Source organism: Pseudomonas frederiksbergensis (genome assembly GCF_035751725.1).
Taxonomy (GTDB): Bacteria; Pseudomonadota; Gammaproteobacteria; order Pseudomonadales; family Pseudomonadaceae; genus Aquipseudomonas; species Aquipseudomonas frederiksbergensis_A.
In genome coordinates this window covers 1,958,140-1,982,611 of record NZ_CP142104.1, presented here as the reverse complement: position 1 = coordinate 1,982,611, position 24,472 = coordinate 1,958,140, and the positions used below count along the sequence as shown (strand labels likewise).

The 24,472-nt window shown below is 62.5% G+C and carries 19 protein-coding genes; 5 read left to right on the top strand and 14 right to left on the bottom strand.

The genetic code is table 11. The annotated features are described in order from the left end of the window. Window positions 1-138 precede the first annotated feature (138 nt). Window positions 139-1,410: a cytosine permease gene (gene codB, locus VQ575_RS08790; RefSeq protein WP_039593960.1), complete on the top strand. Its 1,272-nt coding sequence runs from the start codon at window positions 139-141 to the stop codon at window positions 1,408-1,410. A gap of 12 nt (window positions 1,411-1,422) precedes the next feature. Next, entirely contained in the window at window positions 1,423-2,670 is a 1,248-nt protein-coding gene (gene codA / locus VQ575_RS08785) for a cytosine deaminase (RefSeq protein WP_325919477.1), read from the top strand. A 120-nt stretch (window positions 2,671-2,790) separates the two neighbouring features. Here the strand turns inward: codA and VQ575_RS08780 are convergent, their stop codons facing one another. Beyond that, window positions 2,791-3,783 carry a diaminopimelate epimerase gene (locus VQ575_RS08780; protein WP_325919476.1) on the bottom strand — a complete coding sequence of 331 codons (993 nt, stop codon included), beginning with the start codon at window positions 3,781-3,783 and terminating at the stop codon, window positions 2,791-2,793. Window positions 3,784-3,965: 182 nt separating this feature from the next. On the opposite strand from VQ575_RS08780, the gene VQ575_RS08775 reads away from it, so the two are divergent. Then, the gene (locus tag VQ575_RS08775; RefSeq protein ID WP_325919475.1) at window positions 3,966-5,117 is read left to right on the top strand and encodes an MFS transporter; all 1,152 of its coding nucleotides are present in this window, start codon (window positions 3,966-3,968) and stop codon (window positions 5,115-5,117) included. Window positions 5,118-5,208: 91 nt separating this feature from the next. Here the strand turns inward: VQ575_RS08775 and VQ575_RS08770 are convergent, their stop codons facing one another. The 13 genes from VQ575_RS08770 to VQ575_RS08710 form a co-directional block, all read right to left on the bottom strand. Further along, the gene (locus VQ575_RS08770) at window positions 5,209-7,647 is read right to left on the bottom strand and encodes a TonB-dependent siderophore receptor (RefSeq protein ID WP_039593964.1); all 2,439 of its coding nucleotides are present in this window, start codon (window positions 7,645-7,647) and stop codon (window positions 5,209-5,211) included. Between the two features lie 98 nt (window positions 7,648-7,745). Next, window positions 7,746-8,717 carry a FecR family protein gene (locus VQ575_RS08765; protein WP_325919474.1) on the bottom strand — a complete coding sequence of 324 codons (972 nt, stop codon included), beginning with the start codon at window positions 8,715-8,717 and terminating at the stop codon, window positions 7,746-7,748. Window positions 8,718-8,755: 38 nt separating this feature from the next. Further along, window positions 8,756-9,256 carry a sigma-70 family RNA polymerase sigma factor gene (locus tag VQ575_RS08760; RefSeq protein ID WP_039593966.1) on the bottom strand — a complete coding sequence of 167 codons (501 nt, stop codon included), beginning with the start codon at window positions 9,254-9,256 and terminating at the stop codon, window positions 8,756-8,758. Between the two features lie 122 nt (window positions 9,257-9,378). Continuing rightward, window positions 9,379-10,554 carry a baeRF3 domain-containing protein gene (locus VQ575_RS08755; protein ID WP_325919473.1) on the bottom strand — a complete coding sequence of 392 codons (1,176 nt, stop codon included), beginning with the start codon at window positions 10,552-10,554 and terminating at the stop codon, window positions 9,379-9,381. 11 nt (window positions 10,555-10,565) lie between these two features. Next, window positions 10,566-10,988: an HPF/RaiA family ribosome-associated protein gene (locus VQ575_RS08750; RefSeq protein WP_039593968.1), complete on the bottom strand. Its 423-nt coding sequence runs from the start codon at window positions 10,986-10,988 to the stop codon at window positions 10,566-10,568. Between the two features lie 216 nt (window positions 10,989-11,204). Then, on the bottom strand, window positions 11,205-11,645 hold the full coding sequence (locus VQ575_RS08745) for a carboxymuconolactone decarboxylase family protein (protein ID WP_039593969.1): 441 nt from the start codon (window positions 11,643-11,645) through the stop codon (window positions 11,205-11,207). A gap of 120 nt (window positions 11,646-11,765) precedes the next feature. Further along, window positions 11,766-13,208, bottom strand: a complete 1,443-nt coding sequence (locus tag VQ575_RS08740) for a mechanosensitive ion channel family protein (RefSeq protein WP_039593970.1) — start codon at window positions 13,206-13,208, stop codon at window positions 11,766-11,768. Between the two features lie 104 nt (window positions 13,209-13,312). Further along, window positions 13,313-14,179: a pirin family protein gene (locus tag VQ575_RS08735; protein WP_325919472.1), complete on the bottom strand. Its 867-nt coding sequence runs from the start codon at window positions 14,177-14,179 to the stop codon at window positions 13,313-13,315. 144 nt (window positions 14,180-14,323) lie between these two features. Next, window positions 14,324-14,938: a response regulator transcription factor gene (locus VQ575_RS08730; protein ID WP_039593993.1), complete on the bottom strand. Its 615-nt coding sequence runs from the start codon at window positions 14,936-14,938 to the stop codon at window positions 14,324-14,326. A gap of 112 nt (window positions 14,939-15,050) precedes the next feature. Continuing rightward, window positions 15,051-15,473 (bottom strand): ANTAR domain-containing protein, encoded by a 423-nt coding sequence (locus tag VQ575_RS08725; RefSeq protein WP_039593972.1) that lies wholly within the window; start codon window positions 15,471-15,473, stop codon window positions 15,051-15,053. 152 nt (window positions 15,474-15,625) lie between these two features. Beyond that, window positions 15,626-18,886, bottom strand: coding sequence for a transporter substrate-binding domain-containing protein (locus VQ575_RS08720; protein WP_325919471.1), 3,261 nt, complete (start codon window positions 18,884-18,886; stop codon window positions 15,626-15,628). Between the two features lie 187 nt (window positions 18,887-19,073). Beyond that, window positions 19,074-20,408, bottom strand: coding sequence for a lysine N(6)-hydroxylase/L-ornithine N(5)-oxygenase family protein (locus VQ575_RS08715; RefSeq protein ID WP_325919470.1), 1,335 nt, complete (start codon window positions 20,406-20,408; stop codon window positions 19,074-19,076). 143 nt (window positions 20,409-20,551) lie between these two features. Then, the gene (locus VQ575_RS08710; protein WP_039593975.1) at window positions 20,552-21,034 is read right to left on the bottom strand and encodes a sigma-70 family RNA polymerase sigma factor; all 483 of its coding nucleotides are present in this window, start codon (window positions 21,032-21,034) and stop codon (window positions 20,552-20,554) included. A gap of 319 nt (window positions 21,035-21,353) precedes the next feature. On the opposite strand from VQ575_RS08710, the gene VQ575_RS08705 reads away from it, so the two are divergent. Beyond that, a complete protein-coding gene (locus tag VQ575_RS08705; protein ID WP_325919468.1) occupies window positions 21,354-22,502 on the top strand; it encodes an efflux RND transporter periplasmic adaptor subunit in 1,149 nt (382 codons plus the stop codon). After that, window positions 22,503-24,464 (top strand): MacB family efflux pump subunit, encoded by a 1,962-nt coding sequence (locus VQ575_RS08700; RefSeq protein WP_325919466.1) that lies wholly within the window; start codon window positions 22,503-22,505, stop codon window positions 24,462-24,464. The last annotated feature ends 8 nt before the right edge of the window (window positions 24,465-24,472 follow it).

Sequence of the window (24,472 nt, the reverse complement as noted above, 5' to 3'; positions counted from 1 at the left end):
ACTTGAACCACCGCCGCACCGCTTTTGATCCCTCCAGCCACCCTGTTCCAAGGATTTGTCTATAAATAACCGGCAATCACTCGCTTGGCACGGCCGCTGCACGCTTGCGACATTTCCTCACCCGCAAGGACCCGCCACATGACACAGAACGATCCCGGTAACGACTACCCGTTGAGCGAAGTCCCGATGCATGCCCGCAAGGGCCTGGCCTCCACGGCCATGGTGTTGCTGGGCTTCACGTTTTTCACCGCCACCATGTTCGCCGGCGGCAAGCTGGGCGTGGCGTTCGGTTTCGCTGACATGCTCGGTGTCATTGTCATCGGCAATCTGCTGCTGGGTCTTTATGCCGCAGGCCTGGGTTACATAGCGTTCAAGAGCGGGCTCAATTCGGTACTGATGGGCCGTTTCTGTTTTGGCGAGGTGGGCAGCAAGCTCAGCGACTTGATCCTTGGCTTTACCCAGATCGGCTGGTACGCCTGGGGCACGGCCACCGCGGCGGTGGTGCTGGGCAAGTATTTCGAGTTGGGCCAGGGAACTGTGCTGGGGCTGATGGTGCTGTTCGGCCTGGGGTTCTGCGCCACGGCGTATATCGGCTATCGCGGGCTGGAGATCCTCTCGTACGTCGCCGTACCGGCCATGCTGTTGCTGTTGATGCTCTCGATGTGGGTGGCGACGCAGAAGATCGGCGGCCTCGACGGGCTGCTGGCGGTGGTACCCACAGGCAGCCTGGACTGGTCGACCGCGATCACCCTGGTTTTCGGCACGTTCGTCAGCGGCGCCACCCAGGCAACCAATTGGACCCGGTTTTCACGTTCGGCGAAGGTCGCGGTAATGGCGAGCCTGATCGGGTTTTTCCTCGGCAATGGCCTGATGGTGCTGATCGGCGCCTACGGAGCCATCGTCTACCAGCAGCCCGACGTCGTCGAAGTGCTGTTGTTGCAAGGCTTCGCCATGGCCGCGATGGCGATGCTCTTGCTCAACATCTGGAGCACCCAGGACAACACCATCTACAACTTCGCCGTGGCCGGTTGCAACCTGCTGCGCACGCGTCGACGCAGGGCGGTCACGCTGGCTGGCGCAGCGATCGGCACCCTGTTGGCGCTGCTGGGGATGTACGACATGCTGGTGCCCTACCTGATCCTGCTCGGCACGGTCATCCCGCCGATTGGCGGAGTGATCATGGCCGACTTCTTCTTCCGCTGGCGTGGACGCTATCCGCGCTTGGCGCAGGCGCAACTGCCTGCTTTCAACTGGCCTGGGTTGGGTGCCTATGCCGTCGGCACCGTCGCAGCTTTCAATTCGCCATGGGTCGCGCCACTGGTAGGAATCGCCACCGGCGCGCTAACGTATGTGTTATTGATCGGCGTAACAGGCACTCGTACCGCTGACGCGCCCCTACAAGACCTATAAAGGATTCGCCTGATGCACATCATCAACGCCCGCCTGCGCAACCGCGAAGGCTTGCATGAATTGCACCTGGAAAACGGCCTGATCGCCAGCATCGCCCGCCAGACCGAGGCCCCCAGCCTCGGCCCCGAAGACATCGATGCCGGTGGCAACCTGGTCGTGCCGCCCTTCGTCGAACCGCACATTCACCTGGACGCCACGCTGACCGCCGGTGAACCGCGCTGGAACATGAGCGGCACGCTGTTCGAGGGCATCGAGTGCTGGGGCGAGCGCAAGGCCACCATCACCCAGGAAGACACCAAGACCCGCGCCAGGAAGACCCTCCAGGCCCTGGCTGCCCATGGCATCCAGCACGTGCGCACTCACGTCGACGTGACGGATCCGGCACTCACCGCCCTCAAGGCAATGCTCGAAGTACGCGAAGAGACCCGTCATCTGGTCGACATGCAAATCGTCGCGTTTCCCCAAGAGGGCATCGAGTCCTACCGCAACGGCCGCGAGCTGATGGAAGAAGCGATTCGCATGGGCGCCGACGTGGTGGGCGGTATCCCGCATTTCGAGTACACCCGCGACCAGGGCGTCAGTTCGGTGAAATTCCTCATGGACCTGGCCGAACGCACCGGCTGCCTGGTGGACGTGCATTGCGATGAAACCGACGACCCGCACTCGCGCTTTCTGGAAGTGCTCGCCGAGGAAGCCCGCAGTCGCGACATGGGCGCACGCGTGACGGCCAGCCATACCACGGCAATGGGCTCCTACGACAACGCCTATTGCGCCAAGCTGTTCCGCCTGCTCGGGCATTCGGGTATCAGCTTCGTATCGTGCCCGACCGAAAGCATCCATTTGCAAGGACGCTTCGATACCTTTCCCAAGCGCCGCGGCGTCACGCGGGTCAATGAGCTGCTCGAAGCCGGGATGAACGTATGCTTCGGCCAGGACTCCATCGTCGATCCGTGGTACCCGCTGGGCAACGGCAACATCCTGCGCGTGCTCGAAGCGGGCCTGCACATCTGCCACATGCTCGGCTATCGCAACCTGCAAAGCGCCCTGGACCTGGTCACCGACAACAGCGCCAAGGCCATGGCCCTGGGCGAGCGCTACGGGCTGGAGCCTGGTCGCCCGGCGAACCTGCTGGTCCTCTCGGCCGACAGCGACTACGAAGTGATCCGCAGCCAAGGTCTGCCGCTTTACTCGATTCGCAAGGGTGAGGTGTTGATGAAGCGGCAGATGCCGGTGGTGGAGTTCGGGCCGCAACTGACCTGAGCCTTCTCCCATTTGCTCGCGATGGCGGTGGGTCGGTTGCATTGATACTGAACCTGCCATTGCTTTCGCGAGCCTGCTCGCGAAGACGGCTTCGGCCGCGCTGCAAAATGTCCAGGAACCCTACGGCACAAGCCGCGCCGCACCAAACAACCTGACCCGTATCAGCTCACCCGCCTCTTCTTCCAGCAGGATCGGCGCGGTGCCGCCCGGCATCACGACCCTGACCACCCCGGCCTTCACCCAACCCACCCGCCACGCAGCACTCGCCACGGCGCTGGCGCTGGTGCCCGACGATGCGGTAGGGCCTTCGCCGCGTTCGAACACCCGCGCAACGATTTGCCCTTCGCCGTCGCGCCACGCCCATTGCAGATTCACCCCCGCCGTACAAGGAATCCCCGACCCACCGGGCGCCGCAAAGGCAATATCGGTCAAGGGCTGCGACAACACCTCGGCACGCATCTGCGAAAGACCCGGCAATGCCTCCAACGCATCGACCAACGTCACGCAATGAGGATTGCCAATGCGCACGAACTGGCTAAAGCCCCACGCCGTGTCCAACACATGGAGCGCGGGCACACGGCTCACGTCGCACTGATTGAACACCACGCTTTCGATGCCTTGAGCAGCCACGGCCCGGGGGGCGAACAGCGGCGCGCCCAAGTCCAGCCAGAAGCCTTGGCCTCCTTCGAACTCAGCAGCGCGAACCGAGGTTTGCAACGGTGAGGGACCTTCGGGTTTGTCGTGATGGACCTGTAGCAAGCAACCCTCATCGCCAGGCAGCAAACCTTGCTCCTGCAAGGCCAGGGAAAAAATCGTCAAGCCATTGCCGCTACGCTCGGCCAGCGTCCCGTCGGTATTGACGATCAACAGATCGAACGGTGGCCCGTCCTGGAACGGGCCAATCAGCAGGCCATCGCTGCGATGAGCCTTGGCATGGGGCGGCGCTTCGCCCGGCGCCCATGCGCAAAATGCTTGCACGGCGGCAGCGCTCCAGGTCTGGCGCGTTTGCGCGGCCTGGGCGGCAGATACCGGCAGGTCGATTCCCTGGGCACGGATTTGCCGTGGCGAAACAACGCCATAGATATTGCCGCGTGCATCGTAGAACTGTGCCATTGACCAAACCCGGATCGACCAGCAAGAACCGCTACTGTAGGCCGGCGAAGGCTGCGGGGGCAAAGCTTGCCGGCCACCCGGACATTCGCGTCGGCACCTTGGGGTCGCAGCGAGGTCAGTGGATATGCAAGCATAGGCCCCCTGCCCGCTTCACCGCACCGCACGAAAGCCAAGGACGATTCATGACCGCTATTACCCCGCCACCTACCTTTGCTCCAGGCCGCCTGGAACAGATGTCCACCCGTATCGCCTACCTCATCGCCGGCATCGGCATTGCCGCCTGGGCACCGCTGGTGCCCTACGCCAAGGTGCGAGCGAACCTGGACGAAGGCACCCTGGGGTTGCTGTTGCTGTGCCTTGGCGTCGGGTCGATCCTGGCGATGCCGATTTCCGGCGCCCTGGCGACACGGTTCGGCTGCCGCCGGGTGCTCAGTGGCGGCACGCTTTTGGTCTGCCTGGCGTTGCCGTTGTTGGCGACGATGAGTTCCTTGCCGTGGCTGGTGACGGCGTTGTTCCTGTTTGGCGCCGGGCTCGGCACCGTGGACTCGACCGTGAACCTGCAAGCGGTCATCGTCGAGCGCGCCAGCGGCAAGACCATGATGTCGGGCTTCCACGGCATGTTCAGCCTCGGCGGGATCATTGGCGCGGCCGGCGTAAGCGCCCTGCTCGGCCTAGGGCTTTCGCCGCTGGCGGCGACGCTGGTGGTCAACGCCGTGCTGTTGGTGGCGCTGCTCAAGGCGGCGCCGCATTTGCTGCCCTACGGCAGTGAAAGCTCGGGACCGGCGTTTGCCATTCCCCACGGCGTGGTGCTGTTTATCGGCATCCTGTGCTTCATCGTGTTCCTGGCCGAAGGCGCGGTGCTGGACTGGAGCGCCGTGTTCCTGACCACCGAGCGCGCGGTGGACACGGCCTACGCCGGGCTGGGTTACGCCGCGTTTGCCCTGACCATGACGGTTGGCCGTTTGATGGGGGATTCGGTGGTGCGTCGGCTGGGGGCCAAGCACGTGATCATCTACGGCGGGTCGATCGCGGCTGCAGGATTCCTGATGGCGACCGTCGCACCCATGTGGCAAGCGGTGCTGCTGGGCTACGCGTTGGTCGGCGCCGGGTGTTCGAACATCGTACCGGTGCTGTACACGGCCGTTGGCAAACAGACGCTGATGCCCGAAGCCATCGCCGTGCCGGCCATTACCACCATCGGTTATGCCGGCATCCTCGCGGGGCCGGCATTAATCGGGTTTGTTGCCCATGGCAGTAGCCTGGGCATCGCGTTTGGCTTGATTGCGCTGTCGTTGGTGGCGGTGGCGGCCAGTGGGAAGGTGTTGAAAGTCTGAGGTCTCACACCATTTTCCATGGCAAGGAGTTTTCTGTGGCGAGGGGACTTATCCCCTCGCCACAGGGGTACGGGTCAACCCTGGTTGTTCATCAAAACCCCACGCTCGCCTGCACGAAGAACGTCCGCGGCGCGCCGACGTAGATGCCTGAGTTGTTGTCGCTGGAACGGGTGTAGTACTGGTGGTCGAACAGGTTCTTGACCCCGGCGCCGACTTTCAGGTTCGACAGTTGCTCGCCAAAGTCGTAGCCGGCCCTTACGTTCCAGAGCATGTAGCCGGGCATATCGCCGTACTGGCCATCGGCGCTGCCGTCGGTGATGTAGTTATCCGTGAAGCTGCCATCGGGATTGACGCTATTGCCCGGCGAACGCTGCTTGGACTGGGCGAAACCGTCAAGATTGTAGGTCCAGCGATCGACCTCGTAGCGCAGGCCCACGTTGACCACCTGACGGGAATAGAACGGCAGGTCACGGCCCTTGAAGCTTGGGATATCCCCTTCATAAGTCGCGCGGGTGTAGGTGAAACCTGCATTGGCGGTCAGGCCTTCGAGGCGCGGATCGAGCGCGGCCATGTCGTAGTGCGCCGAGGCCTCCAGCCCCTGGTGCTTGGTCGCGCCCATGTTGGTCCAGCCGACATCGTTGCTGATGTACTGCAACTCGTCGTCGAAGTCGATGTAGAACAGCGTCACTTCGCCGCCCCACACGTCATCGTTGTAGCGCGTACCGATCTCGTAGGTCTTGGCCTTTTCCGGGCTCAGGCCATTGGCGGTGTTGTTGCCAGAGCCGCCCTGGCCCAGTTGGAAATATTGCAGGCTGCCGAACGAGGTCTCGTAGTTGGCGAACAGCTTCCAGGCGTCGGACAGGTGATACATCACACTCAGGGCCGGCAGCGGTTCGTTGCTGTCGATGCTACGACGCTTTTCCTGCACGGGACGGCCGGCGGTGTCGAGTACCGGGCGGTCGTGCCATTGTGTGCTGATGCTTTCGAAGCGAATGCCTGGGGTGATGGTCCATTTGCCCACATCGATCTTGTCATCGATGTACACCGCGTGGGCTTCGGTGCCACCGGTCCGGTCCTGGTAAACGTGACCGTCGGAACCCGGACGCACCACCGGTTCGTTATTGCGCAGCGCCAGGCGGCTGGCCTCTTCGTGCATGCCTTCCTTGAGGTATCGATAACCGACGCTGGCTTCCTGGGTGGTGGATCCCAGGTCGAACACGTGGGATACCCGAGGCTCGATGCCAAAGGTGTAATAGGTGCGCGGATAGGACACGAGGTTGCGCTGGTCCCGGGACGCGATGGTGCTGCCACGGTAGCTGTCGGAGTAATAGGTCAGCACTTCCGCTTGGGTGCGATCGCTGATTTCACGGATCCACTTGAACGACACATCCTTGCGCCGACCACTGAAATTGTCCCAGTCGCGGTCGGACTGGTACGGGTCCGCGTCGTACTGGGCCTGGGTCAAGCCGCCAGGCATGTCGGCCTTGGCGTCGTAGTAATGGAAATTCAGCGAAAAGTCATCGACCTCGGTCGGAGCCCAATGGGTCTTGAGAATGACGTCGTCGATGTCGTTGTCGTTATTGCTTTTGCGATAACCGTTGCCGTTGACGCCGGAGTACAACAGCGCCACGCCCAGGCCGTTGTCAGCGGTGCCGCCGAGGAACGCCGTGTCGATGTGCTTCCAGCCGCCGCGTTGGGAAGTCTCCAGGGTGCTGCCGATTTCCCCGGTGGCTTGTTCCGGAATGGCGCGGGTGACGAAGTTGATCACCCCGCCGACGTTCTGCGGCCCGTAGCGCACCGACCCGGCACCGCGCACGACGTCGATGCTGTCCAGGTTGCCCGAGGAAATCGGCGCCATGGACAATTGCGGTTGGCCGTACGGCGCAAATGCCGCGGGTACGCCGTCGATCAATACCGTGGAGCGTGGCGACAGGCGCGAGGTGAGGCCGCGCACCCCGACGTTCAGCGAAATGTCGCTGCCGCCCGTGCCGTTGGCGTCCTGCACTTGCACACCGGGCACGCGACGCAGCACATCGCCGACGTTCATGGCGCCCTGCTCGACCATCGCTTCGCGGCGGATCACGGTCCGTGCGCCGGCGTGGTTCTGCACCACTTCGGCATTGGCATCGCCGAGCCAGTCACCGACCACCTGGATGTCGGTGGTGCCCAGTTCCAGCGGGCCGCCGGCGGACGCCGATGGGGCCGGCAGGACGGTTACCGAGTCGTCATCGATCTGGTATTGCAGACCGCTGCCCTGCAGCAACTGACCCAGGGCCGCCTCCGGGGACAAGTGGCCTTCCACCGCCGGGGCTTGCTTGCCGGCGACCAGGTCCGCGCTGAAGAACACCTGCAGTGAGGTCTGCTGGCCAAGCTGGCTCAGCGCCTGGCCCAACGGTTGCGCCTGGATATGAATGGCCGTGGCGACCTGGTCGGCGAAGGCCTGGGGCAACCCGGCGCTGACAGCCAGGGTCAGGGCCAGCGGCAGCCAGCGTGGGGAAAGGCATCTGTTGTTTTTGGCGGGAGTTTTCACGTCGAACCTTGTCCTGTCGAATCGCAAGAATACGCGTCTGTTAATGCAAACCAGTTGCAGTTGGACAAGAAGACGAAGAACTCGAAAAAAACCTGAATCTATTTCGAAATTATTTCCTGACTGCCGTCGTCCAGGGTGCGCACCGCCACCGGCAGGATATTCGGCAGCGCCTTGAGCAACGCCTCGGGATTGTCCGAGCGGAACACGCTGGTGAGGCGCAAGTTGCCCACCGCGGCGTTGGCGACCCGCAGCGGTTTGTCGCGATAACGGGACACTTGCTCAGCGACGTCGCTCAACGGCGCGTTATTGAACACCAGCTTGCCGTTGCGCCAGGCAGTGAGCTCATCGGCATTGATCGCGTAGGGCGCGGCGACCTTGCCCTGGGCATCGATCCGCGTACCGAGGCCAGCGGTGAGGTTGATGGGGAAGTCGCGTCCTTGGACCTTGACGCTGCCCTCCTCCACCGCCACCCGCGTACTGTCGGCATCGCGGCGCACACCGAAGCGCGTCCCGGTCACCGTCACCTGGCCGTTGCCCGCATCGACGGTGAACGGACGACCGGCATCATGCTCGACCCGGAACAACGCTTCGCCCTCGACCAGCTCCACCCGGCGTTTGCGATGCTCGAAAACGACGCGCACATGGCTTCGGCTATTGAGGTCGACCAGCGAGCCGTCCGGCAGGGCCACGTGCCGGCGTTCACCGAGGACCGTGGCGAATTCGCCGCGGTAGTCACTCGAAGCGCCCAAGCCACTGAACAGTCCCAGCCCGACAGCCACCGCCAGCAACCCCGCGGCCACTGCGTAACGCAGCAGCGGTCGGCGTTTCGCACGCTCGGCGGGTCGCTCGCACAATGCTTGCAGGCGCTCCCTGGGCAACAGATCCGTTGCGCTCCAGATGCCTTGCAGCAATTGGATCTCGTCGCGATGGTTGGCGTGCTCGTCCAGCCAGGCCTCGAAACGCTGGCGCTCCTCGACGCTCATGACCGGGTTTTGCAAACGCACGAACCATTGCGCCGCCTCGTCGCGAACCCTGCTCTGCCCGCACGGGCATTCACGGCTATCCATCATGGAAGGGTCCTGTGGCTCAGGTGGAAGAGGACGACGGGTCATTGATCTGGCCCGTCCAGGCGATCACGCAGATGGCGCAGGGTGCGGATCATATACTTTTCCACCATGTTTTTTGACAACCCCAGGCGTTCGGCGATTTCCGCCTGGGTCAGCCCCTCGATCTTCTGCCAGACGAACACCGTGCGGCAATTGGCGGGCAATTCGGCAAGCGCCCGCTCGATGGAGTCCGCCAGTTGGATCGCGTGCATGTAGTGCTCCGGGTCGCCCGCAAGCGATTGACAGGTGTCGAACGCCACTTCCTCCAAGGCGCCTCGTCGATCTTCCCGCCGATAACCGTCCACTGCAATATTGCGCGCCGTCTGGTGCAGGTAGGCCCGTGGCTGCTCTACTTGCGCCGAATCGGATTCGAGCACCCGCACGAAGGTATCGTGGGCCAGGTCCTCGGCCTGCTGGCGATTGCGCAGGCGACGGGTCCAGGTGCCGATCAACTCTTCGTAATGCTCGAGAAAGCCGGGTCTGCGGGGCAGCTTGGGGATCATCGCGGCGCGCTGTGGAGACGGGGTGTGAATAGTAATGCTTCCTATTAATAGGAAGCAAACGTCGCCCGACCGGCTGGTACGAAATAAAAGTGTGGGAGCGAATTCGCTCCCACAGGGGACGGTCAGAAGCGGCACACCGCCGCCGCCCCGGTGTCGGTTGGCATGACATGCTCAGGCGGCACCACGACGACTTCGCCGCCTTGGCGTGTCACTGCCAGGATCAGTTCGTCCAGCACATCCGGCGCCTGTTCATCGCCGGACTCGTCGATGATCAACCGGCCTTTTTCCGGGTCTAGCTGGCCAGGCACCTGCCGTTCCGCCTCCACCAGCAACATCGCGACGCGGCCTTCCCAGGCGGCCTTGGCGATCTCGGCCAGTTTGTCCAGCGCACGCCCTTGCCCGACCGCGACGCCATAGCGGTTCAGGCTGTCGACCACCTGATCGGCGTGGCTGTGGGCCATGAGTTTGGCGCATTGGAGGCGCAACTCTTCGACACTCAGCCTCGAAGGATCGCCCTCGATACCCTGCGCCAGCAGGTGCTGGTTATGACTGACGGCACGGAACACCGCCTGATTCTCCGGCAGCGCCACCAAAATCATCGGCAGGCCTGAAGGTTGCGAATGGTATTGCAGGATGGCTTTGTCCACGGCACGGAAAAACCGCTCGCGATCCAGGTTGATTTCGTCCTGCTTACCGCCGCCAGCCGACTCGTGCATCATCGCATCGCCCCGTTCGCCGCTGCGGCTGAAACCATTGGGGAAGCCCTGTTGGTCACCCGGCGTCAGCTCATCGCCCAAGGCGTCGTTCTGGTTGCGCGGGACCTGCTCGGCCAGCTCGATTTTCTCCAACTGCTCCGAGGAGCCTTCATAAAGCCAAACTTCATTGCGCGTCAGGCACAACGCTTGATAACGCTCGGTGGACTGGACCAGGCGCAACAACGGCTTGAGATAAGGATGGCTGTTGGCGAACGCACATTCCGGCAAGCGCTGGCTCACCGAGATGACTTTGAAATAGTCGCGGGCACCGAACACCGCGATGCCGTCGCGATTGGAATTCCAGAATCCCTGGTCCTCCACCAGTGCCAGGAACGGCGCGAGCAACGGCGCACAATCCATGCCTGGGTGCTGTTGTTCCAGTTGGGTCTGCAGGTCGCGCACCAGGTTTTTATAGCGGATCGGGTCCTGGCTGCGCTCGGGGAATGTCCGGTGGGTGGGCATGTACAACGAAAGGCTCGGCTGTTCGTCGAACGCCAGGAGTTCGGCCAGCACCTGCCGGCTGAAGGGTTGATGAGCGGTCATGATCGTCTCCTTTATTCTTTGCCACGAGCCTCTTGGTTTTCGAGGAAGTCCTCCTCCAGCATGGCGTCCACCATTTGCGACGGCGCCTCATCGACCGGCGCGGTCACGCGGCCCATCGATTCGACGGCGGGGTTGAGCTTGCCGATCTGATGATCGAGAGCGTGCAGCATTTTCTCGGCAGCGCCCTCCACCGCCAGCTCCAGGCTCGGGGCCTTGTGGCTGACAGACATTGACGAAAGGCCCTGCAAACGTGCCTCGATCTGGCAGCGCTTGTCGGCGTCACCGCCCTTCTGGGCATTTTCATCGCTGACGTGAATTTCGACGCGGGACAGGTGGTCTTCGAAACGCTGCAACGCGTCCACCACCGTACTGCCGACCCATTCCTGCAGACGAGCACTGCCTTCGATATGGTTGCTGTTGACTTGAACTTGCATGATCGACTCCTTTGCAAAAGACGGCTGGCGCCGCCTGTTGTAGGTAGAAGAAGATCAAACGGGCGAAGTTCCCGGCGCGGGATGACCGGAGCCTGGACGGCTGGTAATGACTGCTGTGGGAGCCTGCTCGCGAATGCGGTGCAACAGTTCGTGCATCATCGACTGTAACGCCACTTTCGCGAGCAGGCTTGCTCCCATACGGTGTTGCCTGATCTCTCAAGCCTCCGGCATTTTCCGGAAGCCCACCGCCAAGCGATTCCAACCGTTGATGGCATTGATCGCCACGGTCAGGTCGACCATTTCCTTGGGCGTGAAGTGCTCGTTCAGCAACTCGTAATCGGCGTCGGGCGCATGGGTCTCGCTCAGGCGCGTCAGGGCTTCGGTCCAGGCCAGCGCGGCGCGCTCACGGCCGGTAAAAAAAGGCGTCTCGCGCCAGGCGGTCACGGCGTAAAGGCGTCGCTCGGTCTCGCCGTCCTTGCGCGCGTCTGCGGTGTGCATGTCGATGCAGAACGCACAGCCATTGATTTGCGAAGCACGCAACTTGACCAGCTCGATCAGGGATTTTTCCAGGCCCAGTTTCGAGACCGCGTTCTCCAGGCCCAGCATGGCTTTGTAGGCGTCAGGGGAAGCGGCATAAAAATCGATACGCGGTTGCATGATGAACTCCTGAACAATGGGTGTGGCGCTACGTTAGCCCTGCGCTGGCGCCGGGCAAATAGCCAATTGTTGGGAAGTTCGGGTGGCCAATGGAAGGCCGGGGCCTGCGGCGGAAAAGCCTCAGGCCCGGCTGCGCAGCCATTGCAAAAAGCGCTTCTTGGCGACCGGCTTGGGCAGTTCGCGGGTCAGGTTCTGGGCCAGGTGGATGCGCACGTCCAGCAGGTTTTTCATGGCCTCGCCGATGTCGCGACGAGCCTCGAGGCAAGGCTTGAGGTAGCTGTTCTCGATGCGATACAGCGTGCAGAAAGTCTTCGCGGTAAAATTCGCCAACGCCGCTTGTTCGGCGACGATCCCCGCTTCGCCGATCACCTCCCCCGGCCCCATGCGCCCGCCTTCGATGGGTTGGCCGTTACGCAGAAGACTCACGCTGACCACGCCGGATTCAATGATGAACAGATGGTCGCTGACCTCCCCGGCCGCCAGGATCACGTCGCCGGCGCGGAACGTCTGCAGCGTCATGTTCTGGCTGAAGGTGTCTTTTTCGTCCGGGCGCAGCGTGGAAAAAATGCTCGAACTTTCCAGCAACGCCCGAGGACGCGACACCGCCATCGCCGCCGCGCTTTCGCCGCTGGACAGCAAGCTCACGCCCGATGCGTGCAAATGCCGGAACGCCAGGTCGAAGAGTTGATTGCGCACCTCGCGCTTCTGCCCCATCGAGGCCACGAATCCGCTGATCTCATATTCAGCCCCGGCGCTGCCAGTGGTTTTGAGCGTGACGCTGGGGGCCGGGCTGGCGAGCAACGCACGGCAGCCGATCATCGCCCGCTCCAGCGCTTCGATCACCTTCTGCGGTCGCGCATGGGGGCTGACTTGGACGCTGATGGACAAGCCATGCATGTCGCTGGGTCGGCTGAAATTGACGATCTTGGCTTTCGCCGCCAACGAATTGGGGATTACCGCCATGCTGCCCTGGGAGGTCTGCAGTCGCGTGGCCCGCCAGTCGATGTCGGTGACCCGGCCTTCGGTGCCATCGATGGAAATCCAGTCATCGACTTGGTACGGCTTGGTGGTGTTGAGCACGATGCCGGAAAACACATCGCTGAGGGTGCTCTGCAAGGCCAGGCCGACGATGATCGCCATCGCGCCGGAGGTTGCCAGCACGCCCTTGACTGGCAGGTCCAACACATACGCCAATGCCGCGATGACCGCGACCAGGAAGATCACCGCGCCCAGCAGATCCTGCAACAACCGCCCCGTATGGCCGACCCGTTGCATCATGACCGCGCCGATCATCACCGTCAGCGTACGCGCGGCAAACAACCACCAGGCAATCTGCAGGCCGGTCGCCGCCAAGTGCCGAGGCACGTCCTCGACCCACTGCGCAGTCTGCATCGGGTTCAGGCCTTCGTTGAACAGCAGCATGCTGAACAACATGAAAATGACCAGCCGCAAACCGATTTTCCAATAAGTCCGTTCGGCACTGACCAACCGCCACGCCAGCAAATCGAGCACAAGCAGCGCCAGGGCACTGAGCAGCGGGTGGTCGGTGATCAGGGAGAACATCGGGGACAGCTCCGGGAAGGTCGTTGGCGTGAAGATTGGCACAGAATGATCACGCTGTAGAGATCACCGCAAGGCTCGCACAATGGATTCGCGATGCTGCTTGACTAGCCATCCATCCGCCCAAAGCGCCCGGAATGGAAATCTTCAAACGCTTGGTGGATTTCCTGCTCGCTGTTCATCACGAACGGACCATGGCCGACAATGGGCTCGTCGATGGGCTCGCCGCTGAGCAGCAACACCACGGCGTCGTTATCGGCTTGCAGATTCACCTGGTCGCCGGCCCGATCGAACAAGGCCAGTTGCCCCGCCTCGACTCGCTCGCGCCCATTGACCTGGACCGTACCGCGCAGCACCACCAGCGCCGTGTTATGGCCCTCTTGCACATCGAGGCTCAGGTCCTTGCCACCCTTCAAGCGGATATCCCAGACATTGATGGGCGTGAAGGTCTTCGCCGCGCCCCGATGCCCCTCGAAGCTGCCGGCGATCAGCCGCAGGCTGCCGGCGTCATCCTTCAAGGCGATGTCGGGGATGTCACCCTTGAGCAGGGTCTGGTAGCCGGCCGGCGCCATTTTGTCCTTCGCTGGCAGGTTGACCCACAGCTGGACCATCTCCATGAACCCGCCCTGTCGGGCGAACGCTTCGGAATGAAACTCTTCATGGATGATCCCGGAGGCAGCGGTCATCCATTGCACGTCGCCGGGGCCGATCTTGCCGCCGCTGCCGGTGGAGTCGCGATGCTCTAGTTCGCCCTGATAGACGATGGTCACGGTTTCGAACCCTCGGTGAGGATGCTCGCCGACGCCCCGGCGCTCGGTGGTCGACGTAAACTCGGTGGGCGCCGCGTGGTCCAGCAGCAGGAAGGGGCTGATGTGCTTGCCCAGGTTGTCGTAGGAAAACAGCGTACGGACCGGGAAGCCGTCGCCGACCCAATGCGGCCTTGGGCTCGTATAGAGGCCGATGATTCGTTTCAAGCTGCGTCTCCAAATCTGATGTTGCGATTCGATGGACACAGCTTAAAACCCATACCGTTGATGCGCCAGACTGTAAAAACCGGCCTGAGCGTTCTATCTGCAGAACGATGAATGTCAATCTAAAGAGAAGATTGCGCCTGGAATCTAAAGCTGATTGCGCTTGGCAAACTCCGACAAGCCCACCAGGGAATTCAATCCGAGCTTTTCCAACAGGCGCGTCTTGTAAGTGCTGACGGTTTTCGGGCTCAGGAACAAAGTCTCGGCGATGTCCTTGCCGCGCATGCCCATCGACAGCATCCGCAGGATTGACAGCTCACGGGTGGAAAGACTTTCCAAAGCCTTCTGCTCGGAGCGTTGTTGCAGGTCCAGCCTGACGGATGTCTTCGGAAAATAGGAATAGCCGGACTTCAAGGCATGAATGGCCTTGATCAGCTCCTTCAGGTCACTTTTCTTGGTCACGAACCCCCTGGCTCCGGCCGAGATGCACCGGTTGCAGAAGTGCTGGGCATCTTGGGAAGTGAACACCAGCACAGCGCAATCGGGAAACTGGCCGGTGATCCAGACGAGCAAGTCCAGACCATCGAAACCGTTCATCACGAGGTCCAGGATCACCACGTCCGGTTTTTCCTGCTTGATCCATGCGCGGGCATCGGAGACGCCATGGACCTCGCTGATTTGGCTGAATCCCTCGTTCTCGCACACCAGCCGCAGCGCCCCTCTAATGACTGGGTGATCGTCCACAATTAATACTTTTTTCAAGAAAGCTCCCCAAGGCAATGCAAACGGTGCCGACGCCATGACTGCATCGACGGTGACACAGGTAAATGGCAACGCCACCTGTAAGGTCTGACAGTGCGGACCAGCGGTGCAGTCAGGTTCCGTGACGCTGTCCGACGGTGCGGGCCCAGGACGGAACCGACTCATTGGCGGCCGGGTCGATGCTTTTCATCAGGCGCTGCACCAGAACCGCATCGGGCAGCCGGGTGCTGCTCACCTGGAGAAAAGGTCGGGGCGTCGCCGGCATGCCCGGTTGGGCGTTGTAGATCAATACATGGCGAACCTGCGGGTTATCGACGAAGAATCCGGGCAGGTCCAGGGTGTCATTCGCTAGGTTGGCGTTGATGAGGATCAGGTCGAACAGCTCGCACCCGTAATCCACCAACGTGAGGAACTCATGCTCATCGCTCACGGGAGCGATGCGGAAATAGCCTTGATGATTAAACAGGCGTTCAAGTTGCATCCGATGATAATGCTCAGGATCGGCAATCATGATGCGTAGTGCTTTATTTGGCATGGCAGGCATTCCAATGGCAACGCGGCAGGGACGAACCGGCTCGGGAACGTTAAGTCGCGTCAGGCTAGAGGAAGGTCGTCAGAGGCGCTGTAGGACAATTCTCAAAAACCGAGGGAAAAAGCGCCAGTCGATCTACGGTTTTACCCATTACATTAGCGCTGATGGCTGGAAGCATCGGCGGAACCCTTTTTCCCTGCGGTGTAAAGACGCTTGCTTGCCAAGTGAGCCTCCAACCGTTCAGCCAGGTGGAGCATTGCCCGGCGCAACTCATCCACCGCGTCGGCGAGCGCTGCCACGTCACCCGCATGGCAGGCTATTTCCAAGACCTCGCAAGCGGCGATCAGCCGTCGAGCCTGGAAGATCCTCGCACCGCCCTTGATCCGATGCGCAAGGTCGGCCAACCCGGACACGTCGTGGCGCGAGAGCAATGGCTGTAACCGCGCCTTGTCCTGGGCATTGCTGGCGACCAGCTCCACCAACAGTCTCTCGATCGAAGCCCAGTCGCCGCCAGTCAACTGCTCAAGGCTGGTCAAATCGAAGTCCTCGGCAGCGGCGCCGTTAGCCGCGACCAGTGCCAGGCGCTCATCCAATTGCTTGAGGCTGAGGGGTTTGAACAGGCAATCGTCCATTCCCGCCGCAAGGCAACGGTCCTTTTCCTCGGGCTGGGCATTGGCCGTAAACCCGATGACCGTGGTCGCCGGCAAGCTGCGGACCCGCTCGTCGTCGCGAATGGCGCGGGCCAACTCGTAACCGCTCATCAGTGGCATGTTGCAGTCGGTGATGACCGCATCGAAATGTCCGGCGCGCCACGCACTCAACCCATCGGCGCCATCTTCCGCTTCCACCACCTGATGGCCCAGGTGGTTCATCTGCCGGACCAGTAACAGGCGGTTGGCCGGGTAATCATCGACCACCAGGATGTTCAACGCCCGGGCCGGCACCACCGGCCGGACCTCGCCCACCGGCACTTCGCTGCCGCCTTCAAGCAATGGCAACGCCAGCCGAATCTCAACCTGAGTGCCCTCCCCCGCCACACTGTCGAGCTGCAACGTGCCGCCCATCATTTCGCACAAGGTGCGGCTGATGACCAACCCCAACCCGGATCCGCCGCGAGCCGCCTGGGTGCTGTCGCCAACCTGGCTAAAGGGACTGAACAGGCGTTGTTGGTCATGTACCGCGATTCCGCGACCTGTGTCTTCGATCCGCAGGCGGATGGCCAGGCGCTTCCCCCCCTCGTCCGGTTCGGCTCGCAAAACCAGGCGCACCTGGCCGTGCTCGGTGAATTTGATGGCATTGCTCAACACGTTCGACAGCACTTGCTTGAAGCGCAGCGGGTCAATGGACACGTCCTGATTGCTCGCCGCATCAACATCCAGTTGCAGGCGCAACTGTTTTTGCCGGGCCAAGCCCTCGAACATCCTCGCCACGGCCTCGACCAGCGCCCGCAGATTGGCGCGCTCGGGTGCCAGCGACAGCCGTCCCGACTCGATGCGGGCAATGTCGAGGATGTCGCCGATCAGATCCAGCAAGCCGTGGGCGGCACTGGAAGCAGCTTCGAGGGCGCAGCCGTCCACGACGCCTTGCTCTGCGTTTTTTTGCGCCATTTCCAGCAGGCCGATCACGGCGTTCATCGGCGTACGGATTTCGTGGCTCATGGTCGCCAGGAACGTAGTCTTGGCACGATTGGCATCATCGGCGCTGGCCTTGGCCACGCGCAATTGCTCAAGCAACCGCCGCAAGTAGACAACCCAGCCCAATGCCAACAGCAACAGCAGCGCGGCGATGGCGAAACCTTGGACAATGGCGGTGCGGTGGCGCAGCCAATAACTGTCGTCGATCACCACTTCACTGCGCCAACGGTTGGTCAGCTCATCCATTTCCTCAGGGGAAATGCTCAGCAGCGCCTTATCCAGAATCGAATGGAGCTGCGCTGCGTCCCGGCTCGTTGCAAAAGCGGCACGCATGGGCTCCGTGCCGACGGTGCTGGTGACTTGCAGCTTCTCGCGGTACTGATGAGAGATCAGGTAGCGAGCGCTGATCAGCGAATTGATCGCGCCGTCCGCCGTGCCCGCGGCAACCATGGCCATGGCGTCGGCCATGTTTTGCGCCGGCACCAGTTGTACCGAGGGAAACTGCTCCAGCAGGTATCCGCGCAACACGCTTGCGCGCACCAGCGCCAACCGCTTGCCGGCCATCCGGTCCAAGGTCAGCGCATCCTTCGCTTTGAGCGGCACCACCAACACGAATGGATTCGTCAGGTAGGGACGCGTAAAGCGCAACTCGTCTTCAAGCTCGGCGCTGGGAATCCCGGTTGCCAGGACGTCGGCCTCGCCGCTGGCGATCCGGTTGATCAGATCATCCACCGAGTCGCCACGCTGGATGTCGAATTTCAGCCCGGTGCGCAAGCTGATCCGGGCCAGTACATCGGCCCCGATGCCACGCAAGCGGCCTCGCTCATCAAAGAACGTCAACGGCAGGAAATTTTCGCTGACGGCCACCTTGATCCGCGGATGCGCATCGAGCCAGCGCTGTTCATTGACGCTGAAATGCAGCGCTTGCTGGCCCGGCACGCTCGCACCGCCGGCGCTCCATCGTCGCAGGATGCCCATGCGCTCGCCGATGGGAATGGCCTGCAGCGCGGCATTGACGATGCGCAACAGACGTCGGTTGTCGCGACTGACCGCGAAGGCGAACGGCTGCACTTCCATGCGGGAAAAATCCACCAGCTGGATGTTGTTCAGATAATTCTTGCTGATCAGGTAATGGGCGCTGATGGAATCTCCCAGGTAGACGTCGGCCTGGCCGAACGCCACGGCGCCAATGGCGCTCAGCGTCGAGGGATACAATTGCAGGGTGGCGTCGGGATAGAACGCCTCGACCCGGTCCGGTGGCAGGTAGTGATAGAGCATCGCCACCCGCTGGCCTCCCAGTCCTGCGGGCAAGTCCTCGCTATCGTCGACGCGGGCCACCAGCATGGGCACATCATCGGCATAGGCCTGGGACATCGCCAGCGCGGGATCGCTGGCTTCGAAGCCGTTGGCGGTGCCGAGCATATCGATTTCACCACTGCGCAGTGCCTGGAGCGACGCGTCCCGCGAGGCGTACCGCCGCACCTGGATCTCGACGTTCAGCAACTGACCGAGCAACTGGGCGTAGTCGGCCGTCAGGCCTTCGTAATCGTTGCCATTGCCGGTGATGCTGAAGGGCGGGTAATCCGGTGCCGAGGCGCCCAGCAACAACGCGCCTTTGCGTCGCAGCCACGCCCCGTCAGCCTCGTCCAGGGTCACCGAATAATCGCTCACAGTGGAACGCCCGAGCACTTGCAGCGACTCGGGTGTCGCGCCCACTTGTGGCGTCACACATGATAAGCCCAACCCTATCGCGGCCAGGCCTGCGCGCAGAAACAGCATCATTCGATCAGGTTTCGCTTGGCGAAATCGGCCCGGAACGCTATATCAGCGACCGGCTGATCGGTTCGGACTGCCAATGCGAGGGAACAGCGAACCGTCTACGTTCCTCCCGGGACAACCAGGAGGGACGTGAGATCAGTATAGGAAGCTTCTCGATAATTTCCTGTGGATGCGCACGTATCGGCGAAACTTACGCCGTGGCCAGCTTCAGGTCCCGCACCGAATGCTCCTGGCCACGATGCTTTGCGTGCTCATACAGCGAGCCGGCAATCTCATCGGCGCGCACCGGCAGGATCGACAACAACGTGTCGCTCAGGCCGTGGCTGGCCTGGCAGAAGCCCTGCATATAGATCGCGGCCTTGCAGCGCTCATCGGTGATCAGCTTGTAGTTGCGGTCCACCTCGAAGTCCCCCAGGTATTGCGCCAGCGGCTCCAGCAAGGTGCGGTGCATCTGGCGTTCGTACCCCGTGGCGAGCACCACGGCGTCGTAACGACGTACCGTCAGCTCGCCAGTGGCGTTGTTGCGCACCGCCAGCTCCACGCCATCCTGCGTCGCGGTGGCTTTCTCCACCGTGGTCAGGGTGTGGAACGCATGTCGAGCGATGCCAGAGACTTTCTGGCGGTAGAAAATCCCGTAGATGCGCTCGATCAGGTCGATGTCCACCACCGAATAGTTGGTGTTGTGGTACTCGTTGACCAGCCGCTCGCGCTCGCTGTGGGGTTGTTGGAAGACGAGGTCGGTGAACTCCGGCGAGAACACTTCGTTGACGAATGGGCTGTCATCCGCGGGCTTGAGGGCCGAGCCGCGCAGGATCATGTCGACCTGCACCGATGGGAAGCTGTCGTTGAGATCGATGAAGGCCTCCGCCGCGCTCTGCCCGCCGCCGATGATGGCGATTTTCATTGGCTGGGCGCTCACGCACGGTTGGCAGGCCATTCGCTCAAGGTACTTGGAGTGATGGAACACCCGCGCATCATCCTTGAACGTCTTGAACGCCTCGGGAATGCGTGGCGTACCACCGGCACTGACCACCACCGAGCGGCTGATGCGCACCCACTCTTTACCTTCGCTGTCGCGGGAAATAACCCGCAGGGCTTCGACCTGCTGGTGATGCAGCACCGGTTCGATGCGCAGCACTTCCTCGCCGTAACGGCTCTGCCCGGCAAATTGCGCCGCCACCCAGCGCAGGTAGTCGTTGTACTCCATGCGGCACGGGTAGAAAGTCCCGAGGTTGATGAAATCCACCAGGCGGCCATGGTGCTTGAGGTAATTGACGAACGAGTAAGGGCTGGTGGGGTTGCGCAGGGTCACCAAGTCCTTGAGGAAGGAAATCTGCAGCTCGCTCTGGGTCACCAGCGTGTTGCCGTGCCAGCGATAGTCAGCCTGTTTATCGACGAACAGTACATCCAGTTCGCCCTGCACCGGGCCACGCTCTTGCAGCGCGATGGCCAGCGCCAGGTTCGAGGGGCCGAAGCCGATGCCGATCAAGTCGTGAACGTGGGGCGCTGCAATTGCCTGAGTCATGTCCAGTGTCCTCTGGAAAAGCCCCTCAACAGGGCACGAAAGCCGGTGATCTGTTCGGCACGCGTCCAGCCGCCAGATCGTCTGTTCAGAGGAACGAGGAGAATGTCAGGAAATTTACCGCCGAGGGGTTCACGCCGGGCGGATCAGGTCGCATCCCACTGCCGTACGCGAACGCGGCAATGCTTCATGGCGTTGACGATGTGTTTTTCCACCAGGGCCCGGGAAATGCCCAGCCGCTCGGCGATCTGCGGGTGGGACAGGCCTTCGAGCTTGCGCAGCAGGAAGCTCTCGCGGCACAGCGGCGACAACTCGGCCAGGGCGCGTTGCAGCATGTCCAGGCGTTGGCCATGGTCGAGGCTGGCATGGGGCGATGGGGTGAAGAAGCGTTCTTCTGCGTCGAGCACGTCGAGAGACTCGGTTTGACGCAACGTGTTGCGTCGATGCCCGTCGATCACCAGGTTCAGTGCGGTGCGATACAAGAACGCCCGCGGCTGTTCGATGGGCGTATCGCTGGCGCGCTCCAGCACCCGCACGTAAGCGTCATGCACCACATCTTCGGCCGCCTGGCGGTTGCCTAGCCTGGCGTTCAGGAAACACACCAGTTCTCGATAGTAGTTTTCCAACATGACTCCCCTGCGCAGTGACTGCGACAGCTATCTCTGTGCCTCTCGGCATGCCAGAAACACATGGCACGATGGTGGCAGATTCAATCGCGTAATTTATAGTAATTCTCATATAGATTTAAAGCTTTGGTTTGTATCTGGGCCCAATCGTTCAGTTGATGAGGCAGCAGAACCCGCTTTTGTGGCGAGGGATCGGTGTCGTTTCAAGTGCTGCCCAGTGTTTCGCTTCCTTAAATTCCCGCCCACAACGCTCGTTTACCAGAACAGCCTCCCGTCCCGCCCCTCCGTGCGACGGGCCCGACACCACCGGCCGGAACCCTGCATGAAACGTCCCCGCCTCACCCGTCCCGCCTGGCTCCTGACCTTCGCCCTGCTGCCTGCCATGGCCTTCGCCGCGTGGCAGGCAGTCGGGCCGGGCCGTGAGCCTGTCGCCACCGCCCCGGTCACCCGTGGCGATATCGAAAACAGCGTCACCGCCCTGGGCACGTTGCAGCCGCGCCGCTATGTCGACGTCGGCGCACAGGCGTCCGGACAAATCCAGAAGATTCATGTCGAGGCCGGCGACGAGGTCACGGAAGGCCAATTGCTGGTTGAAATCGACCCGTCCACGCAAAAAGCCAGGCTCGACGCTGGGCGATTTTCCATCGAGAACCTCAAGGCCCAACTCCAGGAGCAACGGGCCCAGCACGACCTGGCGCAGCAGAAATTCCGGCGCCAGCAACAACTCAAGGCCGGCGGCGCCACCCGCGAAGAAGACGTGCAGACCGCCCAGGCCGAGGTCCGCGCAACCCAAGCGCGCATCGACATGTTCCAGGCGCAGATCCGCCAGGCCCAGGCCAACCTGCGCAGCGACGAGGCCGAGTTGGGCTATACCCGCATTTATGCGCCAATGAGCGGCACGGTTGTCGCCATCGGCGCCCGGGAAGGCCAGACCCTCAACGCCCAGCAGCAGACGCCGTTGATCCTGCGCATTGCCCGGTTGTCGCCGATGACGGTCTGGGCCGAAGTCTCGGAAGCCGACATCGGCCACGTCAAGCCGGGCATGACCGCCTACTTCACCACCCTCGCCGGCGGCAGTCGGCGCTGGAGCAGCACCGTACGGCAAATCCTGCCGGTGCCGCCGCGTCCGCTGGAAGCCAGCCAGGGCGGCAGCCCCTCCGGTGGCCGCAGCGGTAGCGAGCGGGTGGTGCTCTACACCGTGCTGCTCGACGTGGACAACACTGATCGCTCGTTGATGACCGACATGACCGCCCAGGTGTTTTTTGTTGCGGCCCAAGCCAAGGACGTACTGACCGTGCCCATCGCCGCATTGCACGATGCCGGTCAGGTGCGGGTGCTGGCCGGCAACGGCGATGTGCAGATGCGCACCGTTCGCACCGGCATCAGCGACCGCCTGCGCACGCAGATCCTCGACGGCTTGAGCGAAGGCGACCGCGTACTGATCGGTCCGGTCAGCGGCAGCGGAGGCTGAATGGACACGCCCCTGATCGAACTGCGGGACATTCGCAAGGCCTACGGCGGCGGCGACAGCCCTCGGGTGGAGGTGCTGCGCGGCATCGATTTGTCCATTCATGCCGGGGAGTTCCTGGCGATTGTCGGGGCGTCCGGCTCCGGCAAATCCACCTTGATGAACATCCTCGGCTGCCTCGACCGCCCCACCAGCGGCGAATACCGCTTCGCCGGCGAAGACGTCGCCAGGTTGGCCAGCGATGAACTGGCCTGGCTGCGCCGCGAAGCGTTCGGCTTCGTGTTCCAGGGCTATCACCTGATCCCGTCCGGCACGGCCCAGGAAAATGTCGAGATGCCGGCCATCTATGCCGGCACCTCGGCCGCCGAGCGCCACGCCCGGGCCAGCACCCTGCTCGAACGCCTGGGCCTGGCGAGCCGCACCGGCAACCGGCCCCATCAACTCTCCGGCGGCCAGCAGCAGCGGGTGTCGATTGCCCGGGCCTTGATGAACGGCGGCCACATCATCCTCGCCGACGAGCCCACCGGCGCCCTCGACAGCCAGAGCGGCATCGAAGTCATGGCCTTGCTCGACGAACTGGCGAGCCAGGGCCACGTGGTGATCCTGATCACCCACGACCGCGACGTCGCGGCCCGGGCCAAGCGCATCATCGAGATCCGCGACGGATTGATCATCAGCGACAGCGCCACCGCCGCACCGCAGGCCAATGCCAAGGCGTTGCAGGCTGTGGACCTGCGCCAGCGCCTGAGTGCCGGCAGCGAACACAACGGCGCCTGGAAAGGCGAATTGGTGGACGCGGTACAGGCGGCCTGGCGGGTGATGTGGATCAATCGCTTCCGCACCGCCCTGACCCTGCTCGGCATCGTCATCGGCGTGGCCTCGGTGGTGGTGATGCTGGCCGTTGGCGAAGGCAGCAAGCGCCAAGTCATGGCCCAGATGGGCGCCTTCGGCTCGAACATCATTTACCTCAACGGCACGGCCCCCAACCCGCGGGCGACCAAGGGCATCATCCGTGAACAGGACATCGCCGCCCTCGCCGCACTGCCCGAAGTGCAACGCATCATGCCGGTCAACGGCAAGAACGCCAGCGTGCGTTTCGGCAACCTCGACCACACCAGCTATGTGGGCGGCAACGATACGAATTTCCCGACCATCTTCAATTGGCCGGTGGCCCAGGGTGCCTACTTCAGCGACGCCGACGAACGAGGCGCGGCAGCCGTGGCGGTGATCGGCCACAAGGTCAGGCACAAGCTGCTCAAGGACGTCGCCGATCCGATCGGCCGCTACATCCTGATCGAAAACGTACCGTTCCAGGTCGTCGGCGTGCTGGCGGAAAAAGGCGCCAGCTCCGGCGATTCGGATGCCGACAATCGCATCGCCGTGCCCTACTCCGCCGCCAGCGTGCGACTGTTCGGCACGCGCCATCCCGAATACGTGGTGATCGCCGCTCGTGACGCGGGCAAGGTGAAAGAGGCCGAGCAGGCCGTATCCCGCACCTTGCTGCGGCTGCACAACGGCAAGCAGGATTTCGAGCTGACCAACAACGCCGCGATGATCCAGGCCGAGGCGCGCACCCAGGGCACGCTGTCGCTGATGCTCGGCGCCATTGCGGCAATTTCGCTGCTGGTGGGCGGCATCGGCGTGATGAACATCATGCTGATGACCGTGCGCGAGCGGACTCGGGAAATTGGCATTCGCATGGCCACCGGTGCCCGCCAGCGCGACATCCTGCGCCAGTTCCTCACCGAAGCGGTGATGCTCTCGGTGGTCGGTGGATTGGCCGGTATTGGCCTGGCCCTGCTGGTGGGCGGAGCGTTGCTGTTGGGCAAGATCGCTGTGGCCTTTGAATGGCTGGCAGTATTCGGCGCTTTCGGTTGCGCGCTGGTCACCGGCGTCGTCTTCGGTTTCATGCCCGCCCGCAAGGCCGCCCGCCTCGACCCGGTCGCGGCCCTCACCAGTGAATGAATCCCACC

Bases quoted from the DNA above. Each gene is read 5' to 3' on its own strand.
- codA (WP_325919477.1), top strand. From the start codon at position 1,423: ATGCACATCATCAACGCCCGCCTGCGCAACCGCGAAGGCTTGCATGAA.
- VQ575_RS08725 (WP_039593972.1), bottom strand. From the start codon at position 15,473: ATGCCAAATAAAGCACTACGCATCATGATTGCCGATCCTGAGCATTAT.
- VQ575_RS08775 (WP_325919475.1), top strand. From the start codon at position 3,966: ATGACCGCTATTACCCCGCCACCTACCTTTGCTCCAGGCCGCCTGGAA.
- VQ575_RS08705 (WP_325919468.1), top strand. From the start codon at position 21,354: ATGAAACGTCCCCGCCTCACCCGTCCCGCCTGGCTCCTGACCTTCGCC.
- VQ575_RS08750 (WP_039593968.1), bottom strand. From the start codon at position 10,988: ATGCAAGTTCAAGTCAACAGCAACCATATCGAAGGCAGTGCTCGTCTG.
- codB (WP_039593960.1), top strand. From the start codon at position 139: ATGACACAGAACGATCCCGGTAACGACTACCCGTTGAGCGAAGTCCCG.
- VQ575_RS08720 (WP_325919471.1), bottom strand. From the start codon at position 18,886: ATGATGCTGTTTCTGCGCGCAGGCCTGGCCGCGATAGGGTTGGGCTTA.
- VQ575_RS08780 (WP_325919476.1), bottom strand. From the start codon at position 3,783: ATGGCACAGTTCTACGATGCACGCGGCAATATCTATGGCGTTGTTTCG.
- VQ575_RS08745 (WP_039593969.1), bottom strand. From the start codon at position 11,645: ATGCAACCGCGTATCGATTTTTATGCCGCTTCCCCTGACGCCTACAAA.
- VQ575_RS08740 (WP_039593970.1), bottom strand. From the start codon at position 13,208: ATGTTCTCCCTGATCACCGACCACCCGCTGCTCAGTGCCCTGGCGCTG.
- VQ575_RS08760 (WP_039593966.1), bottom strand. From the start codon at position 9,256: ATGATCCCCAAGCTGCCCCGCAGACCCGGCTTTCTCGAGCATTACGAA.
- VQ575_RS08715 (WP_325919470.1), bottom strand. From the start codon at position 20,408: ATGACTCAGGCAATTGCAGCGCCCCACGTTCACGACTTGATCGGCATC.
- VQ575_RS08755 (WP_325919473.1), bottom strand. From the start codon at position 10,554: ATGACCGCTCATCAACCCTTCAGCCGGCAGGTGCTGGCCGAACTCCTG.
- VQ575_RS08700 (WP_325919466.1), top strand. From the start codon at position 22,503: ATGGACACGCCCCTGATCGAACTGCGGGACATTCGCAAGGCCTACGGC.
- VQ575_RS08765 (WP_325919474.1), bottom strand. From the start codon at position 8,717: ATGATGGATAGCCGTGAATGCCCGTGCGGGCAGAGCAGGGTTCGCGAC.
- VQ575_RS08710 (WP_039593975.1), bottom strand. From the start codon at position 21,034: ATGTTGGAAAACTACTATCGAGAACTGGTGTGTTTCCTGAACGCCAGG.